General features: G+C 39.2%; 16 protein-coding genes. 11 read left to right on the top strand and 5 right to left on the bottom strand.

The window, feature by feature from the left end; genetic code table 11:
* Window positions 1–138: 138 nt before the first annotated feature.
* Window positions 139–1,833, top strand: a complete 1,695-nt coding sequence (locus FFR48_RS00310) for an ABC-F family ATP-binding cassette domain-containing protein (protein ID WP_096570340.1) — start codon at window positions 139–141, stop codon at window positions 1,831–1,833.
* A gap of 343 nt (window positions 1,834–2,176) precedes the next feature.
* Here the strand turns inward: FFR48_RS00310 and FFR48_RS00315 are convergent, their stop codons facing one another.
* From FFR48_RS00315 to FFR48_RS30465, 3 genes are all read right to left on the bottom strand, one after another.
* Window positions 2,177–3,976 carry a hypothetical protein gene (locus tag FFR48_RS00315; protein ID WP_268932382.1) on the bottom strand — a complete coding sequence of 600 codons (1,800 nt, stop codon included), beginning with the start codon at window positions 3,974–3,976 and terminating at the stop codon, window positions 2,177–2,179.
* 179 nt (window positions 3,977–4,155) lie between these two features.
* Entirely contained in the window at window positions 4,156–4,626 is a 471-nt protein-coding gene (locus FFR48_RS00320; RefSeq protein ID WP_162501817.1) for a TolB family protein, read from the bottom strand.
* Complete coding sequence (locus FFR48_RS30465) at window positions 4,586–4,741, bottom strand: DUF4347 domain-containing protein (RefSeq protein WP_137665981.1); 156 nt, start codon at window positions 4,739–4,741, stop codon at window positions 4,586–4,588. Before FFR48_RS30465 ends, FFR48_RS00320 begins: the two co-directional genes overlap by 41 nt.
* A 272-nt stretch (window positions 4,742–5,013) precedes the next feature.
* Here FFR48_RS30465 and FFR48_RS00330 point away from each other — a divergent pair, with 272 nt between their 5' ends.
* The 7 genes from FFR48_RS00330 to FFR48_RS00355 all read left to right on the top strand — a co-directional run bounded on the left by FFR48_RS00330 (window position 5,014) and on the right by FFR48_RS00355 (window position 10,531).
* Window positions 5,014–5,310: a hypothetical protein gene (locus tag FFR48_RS00330; protein ID WP_137665982.1), complete on the top strand. Its 297-nt coding sequence runs from the start codon at window positions 5,014–5,016 to the stop codon at window positions 5,308–5,310.
* Between the two features lie 17 nt (window positions 5,311–5,327).
* Window positions 5,328–5,732 (top strand): type II toxin-antitoxin system VapC family toxin, encoded by a 405-nt coding sequence (locus FFR48_RS00335; protein ID WP_137665983.1) that lies wholly within the window; start codon window positions 5,328–5,330, stop codon window positions 5,730–5,732.
* Window positions 5,733–5,989: 257 nt separating this feature from the next.
* Window positions 5,990–7,588: a 2,3-bisphosphoglycerate-independent phosphoglycerate mutase gene (gene gpmI / locus FFR48_RS00340; protein WP_137665984.1), complete on the top strand. Its 1,599-nt coding sequence runs from the start codon at window positions 5,990–5,992 to the stop codon at window positions 7,586–7,588.
* A 91-nt stretch (window positions 7,589–7,679) separates the two neighbouring features.
* Complete coding sequence (locus FFR48_RS29935; RefSeq protein WP_268932381.1) at window positions 7,680–7,811, top strand: hypothetical protein; 132 nt, start codon at window positions 7,680–7,682, stop codon at window positions 7,809–7,811.
* A complete protein-coding gene (gene secG / locus FFR48_RS00345) occupies window positions 7,798–8,031 on the top strand; it encodes a preprotein translocase subunit SecG (protein WP_096570332.1) in 234 nt (77 codons plus the stop codon). The genes FFR48_RS29935 and secG overlap by 14 nt, the downstream gene beginning before the upstream one ends.
* Before the next feature lie 21 nt (window positions 8,032–8,052).
* Window positions 8,053–8,904 carry a peptidase gene (locus FFR48_RS00350; RefSeq protein ID WP_137665985.1) on the top strand — a complete coding sequence of 284 codons (852 nt, stop codon included), beginning with the start codon at window positions 8,053–8,055 and terminating at the stop codon, window positions 8,902–8,904.
* Window positions 8,905–9,139: 235 nt separating this feature from the next.
* Window positions 9,140–10,531, top strand: coding sequence for an amidase (locus tag FFR48_RS00355; protein ID WP_137665986.1), 1,392 nt, complete (start codon window positions 9,140–9,142; stop codon window positions 10,529–10,531).
* Window positions 10,532–10,643: 112 nt separating this feature from the next.
* Here the strand turns inward: FFR48_RS00355 and FFR48_RS00360 are convergent, their stop codons facing one another.
* Window positions 10,644–11,120 (bottom strand): hypothetical protein, encoded by a 477-nt coding sequence (locus tag FFR48_RS00360; protein ID WP_137665987.1) that lies wholly within the window; start codon window positions 11,118–11,120, stop codon window positions 10,644–10,646.
* Window positions 11,121–11,141: 21 nt separating this feature from the next.
* Window positions 11,142–11,468 (bottom strand): cupin domain-containing protein, encoded by a 327-nt coding sequence (locus FFR48_RS00365; protein ID WP_137665988.1) that lies wholly within the window; start codon window positions 11,466–11,468, stop codon window positions 11,142–11,144.
* Between the two features lie 163 nt (window positions 11,469–11,631).
* On the opposite strand from FFR48_RS00365, the gene ispG reads away from it, so the two are divergent.
* The 3 genes from ispG (at window position 11,632) to FFR48_RS00380 (ending at window position 15,555) form a co-directional block, all read left to right on the top strand.
* Window positions 11,632–12,858 carry a (E)-4-hydroxy-3-methylbut-2-enyl-diphosphate synthase gene (ispG, locus tag FFR48_RS00370; protein WP_096570327.1) on the top strand — a complete coding sequence of 409 codons (1,227 nt, stop codon included), beginning with the start codon at window positions 11,632–11,634 and terminating at the stop codon, window positions 12,856–12,858.
* 221 nt (window positions 12,859–13,079) lie between these two features.
* On the top strand, window positions 13,080–14,363 hold the full coding sequence (gene ctpC, locus FFR48_RS00375; protein WP_137665989.1) for a carboxyl-terminal processing protease CtpC: 1,284 nt from the start codon (window positions 13,080–13,082) through the stop codon (window positions 14,361–14,363).
* A 349-nt stretch (window positions 14,364–14,712) separates the two neighbouring features.
* On the top strand, window positions 14,713–15,555 hold the full coding sequence (locus tag FFR48_RS00380) for a serine/threonine-protein kinase (RefSeq protein ID WP_236103949.1): 843 nt from the start codon (window positions 14,713–14,715) through the stop codon (window positions 15,553–15,555).
* Window positions 15,556–15,720 lie beyond the last annotated feature (165 nt).

A 15,720-nucleotide genomic window follows, 5' to 3' on the forward strand; every position in this document is an offset into this window, starting at 1 on the left:
ACTCCTGATAGCGAAGCGTGGCGAAGCCATACTCCTGAACTCCTGACTCCTAAATTCTTGTAAATATGTCGTTAAATTTTGTTAAGATTGAGTATGGCGTTAGCTTTACCCTTATATCCCCTATCTGAGAGATATTTCATGTTGCGACTGGAACACATTAGTAAAATTTACCCTACAGGCGAAGTTTTAAAGGATATCAACTGGGAAGTTAAACCAGGTGATCGCATTGGTTTGGTTGGTGTTAACGGTGCGGGAAAGTCTACCCAACTGAAAATTATCTCTGGGGAAATAGAACCCACTGCGGGGGAAATTATCCGCCCTGCTAGTTTACACATAGCATACCTGAACCAAGAATTTGAAGTTGATCCGACGCGGACAGTTAATGAAGAATTTTGGACAGTTTTCAAGGAAGCTAACGCAGTTCAGTTAGCTTTGCACGAAGTACAACGGGAAATGGAAACCGCCACCCTAGAGGAATTAGATAAACTGATTCATAAGTTAGATAAATTACAGCGTCAGTTTGAAGCCTTGGATGGTTATGGTTTAGATGCTCGCATTGGTAAGATTTTACCGGAAATGGGCTTTCAAGTAGAAGATGGCGATCGCCTAGTGAGTGCTTTTTCTGGTGGTTGGCAAATGCGGATGAGTTTGGGTAAAATTCTCCTACAAGAACCAGATTTATTACTACTAGACGAACCGACAAACCATTTAGATTTAGAAACTATTGAATGGTTAGAAAATTACCTGAAAAAGTTACTGACACCAATGGTCATAGTTTCCCATGATCGGGAATTTTTGGATCGTCTTTGTACACAAATTGTGGAAACTGAAAGAGGAGTTTCTAGCACTTACCTGGGTAATTATTCATCATATCTGCAACAAAAAGCAGAAAATGAATCTGCACAATTGAGCGCCTTTGAACGCCAACAAAAGGAATTAGAAAAACAACAAGCATTTGTAGATAGATTCCGCGCTAGTGCAACTCGTAGTACCCAAGCAAAAAGCCGAGAAAAGCAACTAGAAAAAATTGAAAGAATTGAAGCACCAACCGCAGGAGTTAGAACCTTACATTTTCGCTTTCCCCCCGCACCTCGTAGCGGTAGAGAAGTAGTAGAAATTAAGGATTTAACCCATACTTATGGTGATAAAATTTTGTTTTTAGGTGCTAATTTGTTGATTGAAAGAGGTGATAGAATCGCCTTTTTAGGTCCCAATGGTGCTGGAAAATCTACACTTTTGAAAATGATTATGGGTGTAGAACCATACACAGAAGGAACTGTGAAACTAGGAGATCATAATGTTATCCCTGGTTATTTTGAACAAAACCAAGCGGAAGCATTAGATTTAAATAAAACTGTCATGGAAACCATACATGATGAAGTTCCCGACTGGAAAAATGAAGAAGTCCGCACTTTGTTAGGAAGATTTCTATTTGCTGGTGATACAGTATTTAAACAAGTGGGTGCTTTAAGTGGAGGAGAAAAAGCTAGGTTAGCATTAGCGAAAATGCTGTTAACACCTGCTAATTTAATCATTTTAGATGAACCTACCAACCATTTGGATATTCCCGCTAAGGAAATGTTGGAGGAAGCATTACAAAATTATGATGGTACTGCCATTGTAGTATCTCACGACCGTTATTTTATCTCCCAAGTTGCAAATAAAATTGTGGAAATTCGGGACGGAGAATTTCGGGTTTATTTGGGAGATTACCATTATTATTTGCGGAAGATTGAGGAAGAAAAGGAACAAGCAAAGTTAGCTGCAATAGAAGCGGAAAAAGCAGCGAAGAAAGCAGCAAAATCAGCAAAATCCGCAGCAAAGAAGAAGTAGATTTGTTTTTAAAAACAAGTAAATAACTAATATTTAGCAATCCTCAACTATCAATAAGTTGGGGATTTTTTTGTCAGAATCAGGATGTCCAGGATTTGAGGATTTACAGGATTGTTATTGTTTAATTTTCTGTTGTTATCAGGATTTAAAGATAAGAGAAAATCGCACGCAATCTCCGTCAGGAGATCCCGCAGAGTAGACGCAAAGGAAAACCAGAAATTTAAAAATCACATCCTGTAAATCCTTTAATCCTGGTTATCCTGATATGGCTTGCGCCACGCTGCGCTATCAGAGAAAATAAATCATTTGGGCTGAATTATATCTCTATAAGTTCGTAAGCTGATTAACTAAACAAGAAATTAGCACCAAACAGGTTAACATTCACATCAGCAGCAATAAATCCTGTTGTACCAGATAAAGTAGCCAATAACTGACCAGTACCAAAACCAGCATTACCAGCAATATCATCAGCAACGCGCAGTTGTGTACTTGTTCCTGATGTGAAAACGTCAATATTAGTTATACCCGTAAATTTGATTTGATCACCAGATGCACCCCGCACAAATTGATAAACCGTATCTACACCATCACCCAACACATAGTTAACAACATCAACTAGAGTATCAGCACCAACATAGAGGGTATCATTACTTAAACCACCTGTGAGAGTATCAGCACCGGTACCACCTGTAAGAGTATTAACTCCGGCATTACCTATGATACTATTATTCAGTTCATTACCAGTGCCGTTAATTGCTGTTGTACCTTGTAAAGTCAGGTTTTCCACATTGGCAGTTAAGGTATAAGTAACCGTACTATAAACAAGATCAGTTCCTTCATTCAGGTTTTCAGTAATGCTATCTGCTGTGCTATTGACATAGTAATAATCATTACCTAAACCACCTTTGAGGGTATCTGCACCAGCACCACCTTTAATCAAATCATTACCAGCAGTACCAGTAAAGTTGACTGCACCTGCAAACTGACTCAAATCAAAGTATTCAAACCCCAATACCGTTGTACCTGTGATATTGGCAATTTGATTTGTGGTACTATTAGCATTAATAGTCAGGCTATTAGTAGCTGTTCCCCCAGTGATAATGAGGGTATCTGTACTAATACCACCGTTAAGGCTGTCACTTTGTTGTAAATTAGCAAATGTACTGGTAACGGTGTCATTACCTGCTTGGGTATTAATCGTGTCTTTTTGGCTGGTAGTGGTGAAGTAATTCTCAAACTGACTCACATTAATAATCTTTAAGCCACCTGTGTCATCAGCCACATAAGCGTAATTACCTGATATTTGCAAACCTCTAGCAGAGCCAGAAGTATTATAACTGGCCTTGAGAGTTGGCACTGCGGGATTACTGATGTTAATGATTTCTAGTCCAGAATCACCAGCAGCAACATAAGCGTAATTACCGACTAGTTTCACACCATAAGCAATACCGGATGTTTGATAACTACCCTTGAGGGTGGGAGCAGCTGGGTTGCTAATATTAATGATTTGCAGTCCTGCATCACTAGCAGCAACATAAGCATAGCTCCCTACTACTGCCACACCAAAAGCATAACCCGATGTTTCATAACTTCCTGTCTTTGTCAATGAAGAGGGGTTGCTAATATTGATAATTGTCAAACCTCTGAAGTCACTAGCAACATAAGCATAGTTACCAACAACTTGTACAGCCCTAGCCAAAGCAAGTGTATTATAAGACCCTATACGAGTTGGGGAATTAGGGTTGCTAATGTTAATTATTTCCAATCCTAACAAGCCATCAGCACCATAGGCATAGTTTCCTACTACTTGCACATCATCTGTTTGGAAACCACTATAGTTATGTCTATTGTGATTTCCCACGAAAACCGGGGAAGCGGGGTTAGTGATATTAATGATTTCCAGTCCTGATTCGTGATCAGCTACATAAGCGTAGTTATTTACTACTTGCACACCATAAGCAGTGCCTGATGTATCATAATTACCGATGAGGGTGGGGGAAGCGAGGTTGCTGATGTTGATAATTTGTAATCCTGAAGTACCATCAGCCAGATAAGCGTAGTTCCCTAATACTTGCACCCCATAAGCATTACCAAGAGTAGTATCCCACGTTCCCGCTAAAGTAGGTACAGGTGTTAATTGAATGGTTAACGGTTTTTCAAAGTATAAACCGCCTTGGTCGGTAGTGCGAACTCTGATGTTGTAAGTGTTTTGATTATTATAGATAACACTAGAATTGGTTTTGAGTTGATTACCGACAATGGTAAATGATGCGTTATTGGTAGAACCTGTACCTGTGAATAAGCTATAGGTAAAAGTATTACCTATATCTGGGTCTTGGTGAGCAAGTCTTTGACGAACACATCATAATCATTGTTAGTGTCGCCACTGACTAGATTAGAGGCTAAAGAACTAAAGACTACATAGCGGCCATCCGCTGATATGGCTGTCTTTTCTGAGTAACCATCTCCCTCAGTGCCGTCAGCTGCTGTAGACACACGGGTAGTAATACCAGTAGTTAAGTCTTTAACAAAGACATCCCGTGTATAGTTATAGTCATTACTGACTAAGTTGGTCGCGGTGGACTCAAACACCACATAACGGCCATTGGCTGAGATAGATGCATCACCGGAGTCAATATTCCCTTGAGTGCCATTTGATGCTGTAGAGACGCGGGTGATGGTATTGGTGGTTAAGTCTTTGACGAATACATCATAACTGTTGTTAGTATCGCCACTCACGAGGTTGGTGGCATTAGATGTAAACACTACATAGCGCTGCGGTAATTTGCTCAATTCCGTTGTGATTTGGGTTAAGGATGCTTGTTTCTACACCTTCAACAACTCCCGTCTGTAGGGTTTCACGATCCGTAACAGAGGAGTCAATAAAGACAACAGTTGCATTTATCATAACTGTTGACCTCCTGATATTGTGTTTTTTCTAGATATTTCTCTATAGGTTGGTCATGGCCTATCTATATTTCTTATTTTACCCGGCTTTCAATGAAATCACTCTATAATACATAAAAAACACACATCTTATTATTAGTTAATATATTATAGCTTTGTTCAATCTCATGAGGTATACCTAACTTCTTTACTGTTCCCTGTTCCCTAATTAAAAATGATATAATTTTAATACTTAAATTTTATAGTTTAAATTTATAACAGGAGGATAATATTATGTTATCAACAAACATTGAGCAAGAATCCGTGATTAAGAGAGTTGAGAAAGTGGTATCTATTTTAATGGAAGAAAATCCTATATTTAAAGAGGATCTTAATTATGCTGCAATAGTGAAACATATATTGAAAATTGTTCAGGAAAATCTCACACCTGAAAGATTTAATAATATGTCTGATGAAAAGTTAAAGGAAAATTGTGATTTTGTGATGTCAACAGAAGTATTATCCAAAATTGGGGAAGATTTGACACCTGAACAAATGGCTATTTTTGATGAAGCAATTAAACGTAAGTGAGTGAATAAGTAAATATTATGGGTTATTTGTTAGATACTAATATTGTTTCTTTAGCGATTAAAAATGATTTTCGCATCAAGCAAAGGCTACAAGTCATCAAATTTGAGGGGATAGATATTTACATTAGCTGTATCACCTATTTTGAAGTGAGAAGAGGTTTTTTAGCGTTTGATGCTCCTAAACAAGGAGAAAGATTTAACCAACTTTGTCAAAAATATCCGATAATTTTTCTAGATGATTTAGCGATTTTAGAAAAAGCTGCGGAAATTCATGCGAATTTAAGATTAAAAGGTTTACCGATTCAAAGTGAAGATGTTTTAATTGCGGCTACAGCGATAATTAAAGGTTTAACCGTGGTTTCTAATGATAGTGATTTAGCAAGAGTTGAAGGTTTAAGTTTAGAAAATTGGTTACAGGGATAACAGTCAAACTCCTGACTCCTGACTCCTGTACGGGCGTTCGCGAAGCGTGCTGGAAGCATCAGCATTCGGAAAATAGCCTTCTCATAAAATTGATAATTGGTCGCCCGAATGCTTCGCCCCTACGACTCCTAACTTCTGCCTCTTGACTTCTAACAGCTATAACTCCTGCAAATACTATCTTTTCCAACTTCTTTCTTCAACTAGCGGTTAGTAGTGGTATCATTCGGATATTACAAAAAGTAAAGGGCAATTTTACTATGACCAAAGCACCTGTTGCTCCTGTGGTGCTAGTCATTTTAGATGGATGGGGCTACTGTGAGGACAAGCGAGGAAACGCGATCGCTGCCGCTAAAACTCCCATTATGGACAGTTTGTGGGCGGCCTACCCCCACACCCTCATTCGCACTTCAGGAAAAGCCGTAGGGTTGCCAGAAGGTCAAATGGGCAACTCGGAAGTTGGTCATTTGAATATTGGCGCTGGGCGTGTCGTCCCCCAAGAACTGGTACGCATCTCCGATGCGGTTGAAGACGGTTCTCTGGCCGCTAACCCAGCACTTGTAAACATTTGCCAGGAAGTGAAATCACGAAATGGCAAATTACACTTGATTGGGCTTTGTTCTGACGGTGGGGTACATTCCCACATTACCCATCTCTTTGGGTTACTGGACTTAGCCAAATCACAGCAAATTGCTGATGTATGTATTCACGCTATCATGGACGGGCGTGATACTCTTCCCGCAGATGGAATAAAAGCCATCGCACAACTGCAAGATTATATAGACCGCGTGGAAATAGGGCAGATAGCCACTATTAGCGGTCGTTATTATGCGATGGACCGCGATCGCCGTTGGGATCGAGTCCAACGAGCTTATGATGTAATGACGCAAGAAGGCGCTGGCAACGGAAAAACAGCGTTAGAAGTCTTGCAAGCCTCTTATGCTGAAGGCGTAACCGACGAGTTTATTGTTCCCATCAGAATTACTCCTGGCGCAGTTGCACCTGGCGATGGGGTGATCTTTTTCAATTTCCGTCCCGACCGCGCCAGAGAATTAACTCAAGCTTTTGTTAGTGTTGATTTTCAGGGTTTTGAGAGACAGCAAATTACACCTCTGTCTTTTCTGACATTTACCCAATATGACCCAGAGTTAACTGTCTCTGTGGCCTTTACTCCCCAGAACTTGACGAATATTCTGGGTGAAGTGATTGCAAATCATGGTCTAAAACAGTTCCGCACGGCAGAAACGGAAAAATACGCTCATGTCACCTATTTCTTTAATGGGGGACTAGAGGACCCATACAAGGGAGAAGATCGGGAACTGGTCAGCAGTCCAATGGTAGCCACCTACGATAAAGAACCCGCAATGTCCGCCCAGGCGGTGACAGATGTGGCGATCGCTGCCATTGAAAAGGGTATTTACTCTTTAGTAGTGATGAACTACGCTAACCCTGACATGGTAGGCCACACAGGAAAAATAGAAGCTACAGTCACAGCGATTGAAACCGTTGACCGATGTTTAGGCAGACTTATAGAAAGTGTCGGCAAAGTTGGCGGTACAATGCTAATTACAGCCGATCACGGTAACGCTGAGTATATGGCAGATGAGGATGGTAATCCTTGGACGGCACATACAACTAACCCCGTTCCCTTCATTTTGGTAGAAGGGGAAAAAGTGAAAATACCCGGATATGGTGCAAATGTTGACTTGCGACATGATGGTAAGTTAGCTGATATTGCACCCACTATTTTGGATATTTTACAAATTCCTCAACCAGAAGAAATGACTGGTAAATCTCTACTAAGAGCCGCAGAATATGATTTACAACTTTCTCGTACTCCTGTACAAGTAGGGTTGTAATCTATTTCTCTTCTTTGACAGTTAACTTTTCACAGTTAACTGTTTTTTAGAGGTAATGGGTAATGGGTAATGGGTAATGGGTAATTGGTAATTGGTAATATTATCCCAGTCACCAGTCACCAGTCACCAGTCACCAATCATCAAATTTTTAATTAACCGTGTTACGTTAAATAATATTCAAGATCATCTTTGGGAATTTTTAATTACGTATGTCGATTACTAACATTGTGCAAGGAATTTGGGCGTTTTCTGCCTTAGGTTTAATTGTCCTGGTTTTACTACATAGCCCTAAAGGTGATGGTATCGGTGCTATTGGTGGCCAAGCTCAACTCTTTAGCAGTACCAAAAGCGCAGAAAATACATTAAATCGTGTCACCTGGGCGTTAGTAGTAATTTTTCTCGGTTTAACAGTGGTTTTAAGTGCTAACTGGCTACCTAAATAAGTAAAACCTAGATAAGTAAAAATGGGAAAAATATCCCAAAAATCAATATCCAAAACCCAAAATAGAAATCATCATTTTTTTGGGTGGAAATTATTAACAGTTCTGACTTTATTCATAATTTCAGGACTGTTAGTTATTTTGACGAATTTTCATACTCAAGCCAAAGAACCTAACCCCCAACCCCGTTCCCTAGCAGGGAAGGAGACTATAATTTCCCCTTTCCTTGTAGCAGAGAGGTTAGGGGAAAAATCAATACAAAAACCCCATCCTTTACCACTAAGTTTAGAAAAATGGCAAGATCAAAATAATAGTGGTGATTATTTTGAGCAAATTCAACCTACAAAATATGGTTATTTAATTTGGTCACATTTCCCGATTAAAGTAAATATTGAAACTCCTACAAATATCAATCAACAACAAGCGCAAACATGGGTAAATCAAGTTTCACAAGCTATTAAAGAGTGGAATAATTTTTTACCTTTAGAATTAGTAGAAAATTCAGAAATTACTGATATTAAAGCTGATATTAAAATTATGCGTCAACGTCCACCTTTACAAATAAACCCCATTAGTAAAATTCCCCGTGCGCGTTCTGCATTAGCGACATACGAGTTATATAATCAAAATAATTTTTTATTACACCGTTTTACTATTTTATTAAGTCCCACTCAAACAGGGGAACATTTGCAAGCAGCAGCACGTCATGAAATGGGACACGCTTTAGGAATTTGGGGTCATAGTCCCGTAGAAACTGACGCACTTTATTTTTCTCAAGTTCGTAACCCTGTATCTATTTCTAGCAGAGATGTGAATACTTTAAAGAAGATTTATCAACAGTCTACAAGTTTGGGGTGGTCAAGTGTGAAAAAGTAATATAGTAGGAGTCAGTGGTTCGACTTACTTCGACTGCGCTCAGTACAAGTCGCTCACCAACCGGAGTCAGAAGTCAGGAGTATATGCCTATTTTAGTAAGACTTTCATGATAAATTGATGTCTTAACTACCCTGTGTTGGGCTATAAGTTAATATTTGTGAAATATGGAAGATTTATAACTTCTGATAGATGTATAAAATTTAAAGTTGCAAATTTAAAGTTGCAAATTACAACAATGAATGAAACTGATTTAGCTTTTACCCCAGCTTTAGAGTTAGCACAATTAATTCGTCGTCGGGAAGTTTCACCTCTCGAATTGACAGAACTATATTTAGATAGAATTTCTCGCTTCAATCCCCAATTAGGAAGTTATTTTACTGTCACAGCAGATTTAGCTATTGCTGACGCTAAAGCAAAAACAGAATTACTCACAACCGCTTCAGAATTACCGCCATTTTTTGGTGTTCCCATTTCTATTAAAGATTTAAACGCCGTAGCTGGTGTTACTTGCACTTACGGAAATCCAGCTTTCGTTAAAAATATCTCTAACTATGATGATGGCGTAGTGAGCAAGATTAAACAAGCCGGTTTTACAATTTTGGGAAAAACTGCCACGTCTGAATTAGGTTCTTATCCTTACAGTGAACCTACAGGTTTTCCCCCAGCTAGAAACCCTTGGAATTTAGAATATACTCCTGGGGGTTCTAGTGGTGGTGCTGCGGCCTCTGTGACAGCAGGATTATGTGCGATCGCTCAAGGTTCAGATGGTGGTGGTTCAATTAGAGGACCTGCGGCTTGTTGTGGTGTAGTGGGAATTAAACCAGCAAGGGGAAGAGTCACACAAGCACCGGTAGGTGATCGTATGGGAGGAATTGCTGTTCATGGTCCCATAGCTAGAACTGTATCAGATGCAGCAGCCATGTTAGATGTGATTTCTGGATATATTACCGGAGATCCTTACTGGTTGACAAATCCAGAACCTTCATTTTTAGCAGCAACCCAAGTAAAAACCCAGAAGTTAAAAATAGCTTTTAGTACCAGTATTACTCCCTTGGGAGATGCTGACACAAACTGCAAACAAGGAGTATTAAAAACAGTTAAATTATTAGCAGAAATGGGACATGAAATAGCAGAAAAATGTCCTGATATGAGTGGTTTAGTAGCACCATTTCAAATAGTATGGCAATCTGGAGTAGCAGCAGCAGGAATACCCCTAGAAGCACTGCAACCATTGAATCAATTTTTATTATCTAGAACCGGTTCTGCGGGTGAATATTTGCAAGCTTTAGCACAAATGCAGATAGTTTCCCGGCAAATTGTCGCCTTTTTTGATAATATTGATTTGTTAGTATTACCGGTTTATTTGCACTCACCCATTAAAGTTGGTGAATGGCAAAATTTAACCCCAGAAGAGACATTTCAAAATATTATCAAATGGGTTGCACCTTGTCCAGTAGCAAACGCAACAGGATTACCTGCAATAGCGATTCCTGTAGGTTTTGATAGTAATGGTTTACCCCTGAGTGTGCAATTAATAGGTAAACCTGCGGACGAGTCTACTATTATTAGTTTAGCAGCACAATTGGAAACCGCTAATCCTTGGATTCAACATCGTCCAAATCTCTGAGTTAGTGTTAATAAGATGGTAATGTTGTCTGAATCAGGATATCCAGGATTTAAGGATTTTCAGGATGTTTAATCAAAAATAAATCATGTTTTTCTTTAAATCCTGTTAATTTTTAATTTTGAGACTGTCGTTTATCAACAACCAAAACTAAACAAAGTGCAGCAACCGCTTTTTCCCATTCCTGACGAACTTTGACATCTTCCACACCATCAAATAAACTAACTAAACGAGGAACAGCTTCTTCTAAAGCTGCTGGTGGAACTGGATGATGTAACTCAACGAGGTGATTTAAACTTTCTTGATGATGGAGAAAATTAATTACCCATTTTGTTGTATGATCTGGACTATCAGGAACACGCTTAACCCCTAATTCGTTTTTTAACCAATGATAGAAAGGCGGTAAATTTTCAGCTAAAACTTGTCCTGCTGTGGGTAAAGTTTCACGCAGTAATTGAATATCTAAACTGTCTAATTCTTGTTTTAGTGCTTCTGATTTCAGTACCTCATCTAAAGGTGTAGAAAGTATTGCTTCTATTTCTGATTGAGAAAAATCTAAATGCTGAGTAAAGGTAGAAATTGCTGTTGACATTTTCCAAACCTCCCAAAATGATTAATTAATATCTGCTGACTTTTCAGAAAGTGTGAGCAGAAATGATAAATTAGATTCAGCCTGTAACGCATGAGGGGCATTAGCAGGCATAAAAATAAAAACTCCGGGTTCGAGTAGAATTTCTTCTCCTGATAAAGTTAATAAACCTCCACCTTCCAAAACATTGACAGTAGCATTGCGTGTAGAGGTATGTTCAGAAATTTCCGTATTAGCTGCTAGACAAAAGAGAGTATATTGACAAACTGTATCTTTTGCCAGCACCTTGCTTAAAACTCCCTCACGGGGATATTCAATGTGTTCCTGTAATCGAGTGACAGTAGGATTCATATCAATAGCGTTGAACCTATCAATACCATTTAATAAATGCTAACAAAATGAAGTTGGAAATTTTCCACTTCACCACCCAAAAGAGCCTCAACTATGGCAATCTGAGAAACATAACCCCTTGCAATCTGATATTTTAGCTACAGAAAATCTACCTGTTGAGGCTATGCAAACCCTACCACCCCTTGAAACTAACAACATTACATCCAGTCAACCCGTCTTTGACACCACCATCAAACGCCGCAAAACTCGTCCTGTCAAGGTAGGAGATGTCACCATTGGCGGAGGCTACCCTGTGGTGGTACAGTCAATGATTAACGAAGATACCCTCGATATTGATGGTTCTGTAGCAGCTATTCGTCGTCTTCATGAAATTGGCTGCGAAATTGTCCGCGTTACAGTTCCTAGTATGGCTCATGCCAAAGCCTTAGCAGAAATTAAACAGAAATTAAAGCAAACTTACCGTGATGTTCCCATTGTTGCCGACGTGCATCACAATGGCATGAAAATTGCCCTGGAAGTAGCTAAACATATCGAAAAAGTACGTATCAATCCAGGGTTGTATGTATTTGAAAAACCCAACACCAACCGCACAGAATACACAAAAGCCGAATTTGACGAAATTGGCGAGAAAATCCGTGAAACCTTAGAACCCTTGGTAGTTTCCCTAAGAGATCAAGGTAAAGCTTTGCGGATAGGAGTGAATCATGGTTCGTTAGCAGAAAGAATGCTATTTACCTATGGTGACACTCCCGAAGGAATGGTAGAATCTGCCTTAGAATTTATCCGCATTTGTGAATCTTTGGATTTTCGCAACATCGTTATTTCGATGAAAGCTTCACGAGTTCCCGTCATGGTAGCAGCCTATAGGTTAATGGCCAAACGCATGGATGATTTAGGCATGGATTATCCTTTACATCTGGGAGTAACCGAAGCCGGAGATGGGGAATATGGCAGAATTAAATCTACAGCGGGAATAGCTACATTATTAGCCGATGGTATTGGTGATACAATTCGCGCATCTTTGACAGAAGCACCAGAAAAAGAAATTCCCGTTTGTTACAGCATTCTGCAAGCTTTAGGTTTGCGGAAAACAATGGTTGAGTATGTCGCTTGTCCTTCTTGCGGAAGAACTTTATTTAACTTAGAAGAAGTGTTACACAAAGTCCGGGAAGCAACCAAACACCTAACAGGTTTAGATATTGCCGTCATGGGTTGTATTGTCAACGGACCAGGAGAAATGGCCGATGCTGACTATGGTTATGTAGGTAAAAATCCTGGTTTTATTTCTTTATACCGTGGCAGAGAAGAAATCAAAAAAGTTCCAGAAGATCAAGGTGTAGAGGAATTGATCAATTTAATTAAAGCTGATGGACGTTGGGTAGATCCTTAATTTGGGGAATGGGGAGTCGGGAGTCGTAGGGGCGAAGCATTCGGAAAATAACCTTTTCATAAAATTGAGAATTGGTAGCCCGAATGCTTCGCCCGTAGAGGAGTCGGGAGAGAAATATTTTTCCCCTATCACCCATCACCCATCACCCATCACCAATCACCAAATCCTGTGTTAGATTGGGCATACTGACAATAGATTTTCCCTCTGACATAGATGTCATTATGGTGATTACAAAAAGTAGACTTGTTTTAGGTGCTACAGCAGTGACGCTTTCTACAATTGCTGTTACTAGTCTTGGTATTAATTCCCGTGGTCAGGCTTTGTTTAAAGCAAGTCCCAAGGAATTGGTAGACGAAGTTTGGCAAATTGTTTACCGTCAATATGTAGACGGGACTTTTAATCAAGTAGATTGGCAAGCTGTTCGTAAAGAATATTTAAGCAAGTCCTACAGTAATCAGCAGGAAGCTTATACATCCATCCGGGAGATGCTGAAAAAGCTAGAAGACCCTTATACCCGGTTTATGGATCCAGAGGAATTTAAGAGTATGCAGGTTGATACCTCTGGAGAATTAACAGGTATTGGTATCACTATCAGTCAGGATGAAAAAACAAAGGAATTAGTTGTAATTTCCCCTATTGAAGATACACCAGCTTTTAAAGTAGGAATTTTAGCTAAAGATGTCATCTTAGAAATTGATGGCAAAAGCACTAAAGGCATGGATACTAACCAAGCTGTATCTTTAATTCGCGGTGAAGCGGGAACTCAGGTCAGACTGAAAATTCTCCGAAATGGTCAGCAAAAAATATTTGACATCACCAGGGCGCGAATCGAAATTCATCCGGTTAAGTTTGCTGAAAAACCAAGTCCAGCAGGTAATATTGGCTACATTCGACTGAATCAATTCAGTGCTAATGCTGGCAAAGAAATGAGAGATGCCATTAATAAGTTAGAAGCTAAAAACGTCACTGGTTACATTTTGGATCTGCGTGGTAATCCTGGTGGTTTATTATTTTCCAGTATAGAAATCTCCCGGATGTGGTTAGATAAAGGTACGATTGTTTCCACTATTGATCGTCAAGGTGAGCAAGAACGGGAAATAGCCAGAGGACGTGCTTTAACTAATAAACCTTTAGTAGTGTTGGTGGATAAGGGTTCAGCCAGTGCTAGTGAAATCCTGTCCGGTGCTTTGCAGGATAATAAGCGGGCGACGATAGTGGGTACACAAACTTTTGGTAAGGGTTTGGTGCAGTCTGTGCGTCCGTTGGAAGATGGTTCTGGTTTAGCGGTGACTATTGCTAAATATCATACTCCTAGCGGTAAAGATATTAACAAGCATGGTATTGACCCTGATATCAAAGTAGATTTAACTGATGCCCAAAGACAAGATTTGTGGTTAAGGGAACGTGAGAAATTAGGTACTTTAGAAGATCCGCAATTTGCTAAAGCTATTGAGGTTTTAGGTAAACAAGCTGCTCAAAATACTACAACAACTAATAAGAATTAAATTGTCAGGAGTCAGGAGTCAGTAGGGGTTTAGCAGTGCTAAACCCTTACAGGAGTCAGGGGGAAAAGTGAGCAGTTTGTGATGGTTTTAATGTCTATTCTTTGGATTTTCTTCCCCTTTTGATCCCTGAATCTCTTGATTCAGTTTTGTATTTATATGCTTAATGGCACGCTGCGGTAACAGCAGACGTTACTTATTTTGTTATTTATAGTAAAACCAGTTGCCAAAAATACGACAAGTATGTTAATCTACTTAGAGTATATTTAAACATATTATGATTACTTTATACTGTTAATTCCTGTACTGGTGATGAATAACAGTCATTTATTGATGGGGCGGATTTTGCGCGATGTCCTATTGTATCAATCCTCACTGTGCCAAACCTGCTGATCCTGCAAACGCAAATAATCCTATTTGTCGTAACTGTGGGTCACAACTACTGCTGCAAAATCGTTATCGGGTACTTAAACAACTAGGTCAAGGTGGTTTTGGTAACACTTTTGAAATTGACGACGGTGGAAAAACCAAAGTTTTAAAAGTGCTGACTGAGAATAACCCCAAAGCTGTGGAACTGTTTCAACAAGAAGCTAAGGTTTTGAGTCAGTTAAATAGTGCAGGTATTCCCAAAGTCGAAGCAGATGGTTATTTTACGGTTTTACCTAAAAATAGTTCTGTACCATTGCACTGTTTAGTAATGGAGAAAATTGAAGGGGTAAATTTAGAGCAATGGATGGAAGTTCGCAATTATCAACCTATTACGGAAACTCAAGCTATCCATTGGTTGAAACAAATAGTAGAAATTCTGGCTTTAGTACACGCTAAAAAATATTTTCATCGTGATATTAAACCTCAGAATATCATGCTGCGACCTAGTGGGCAACTGGTTTTAATTGATTTTGGTGCAGTGCGACAAATCACCACTACAATTTTAGCGGGAAATTCCCATACTAGAATTATTTCACAAGGTTATTCACCACCAGAACAACAAAACGGTTATTCTGTACAACAGTCTGATTTTTTTGCTTTAGGACGGACTTTTATATTTTTGATCACAGGTAAAGAACCCCAGGATAAAGCTATTTATGATCCTCTGACTAATGAGTTACATTGGCGAAAATATGCAGTTAATATTTCTCCTCTTTTAGCAGATTTAATTGATAATTTAATTGCTCCTAAGCTGTTACACAGCTAAATTGTATAATCCTAATATTCTGAACTCTTGTTTAACAGGCAAGATGCCTGTTCCACTTATACAAATTAAATGCACAACAGCTTACTGCAAATCAGCGTCCTGAAAATACGAGAGTTATTTTACAGAGATTAAAGAAAATTGAAAAGGCTTTAAATCAACCGCAAA

Source organism: Sphaerospermopsis reniformis (assembly GCF_005402885.1).
Classification (GTDB): Bacteria; Cyanobacteriota; Cyanobacteriia; order Cyanobacteriales; family Nostocaceae; genus Sphaerospermopsis; species Sphaerospermopsis kisseleviana.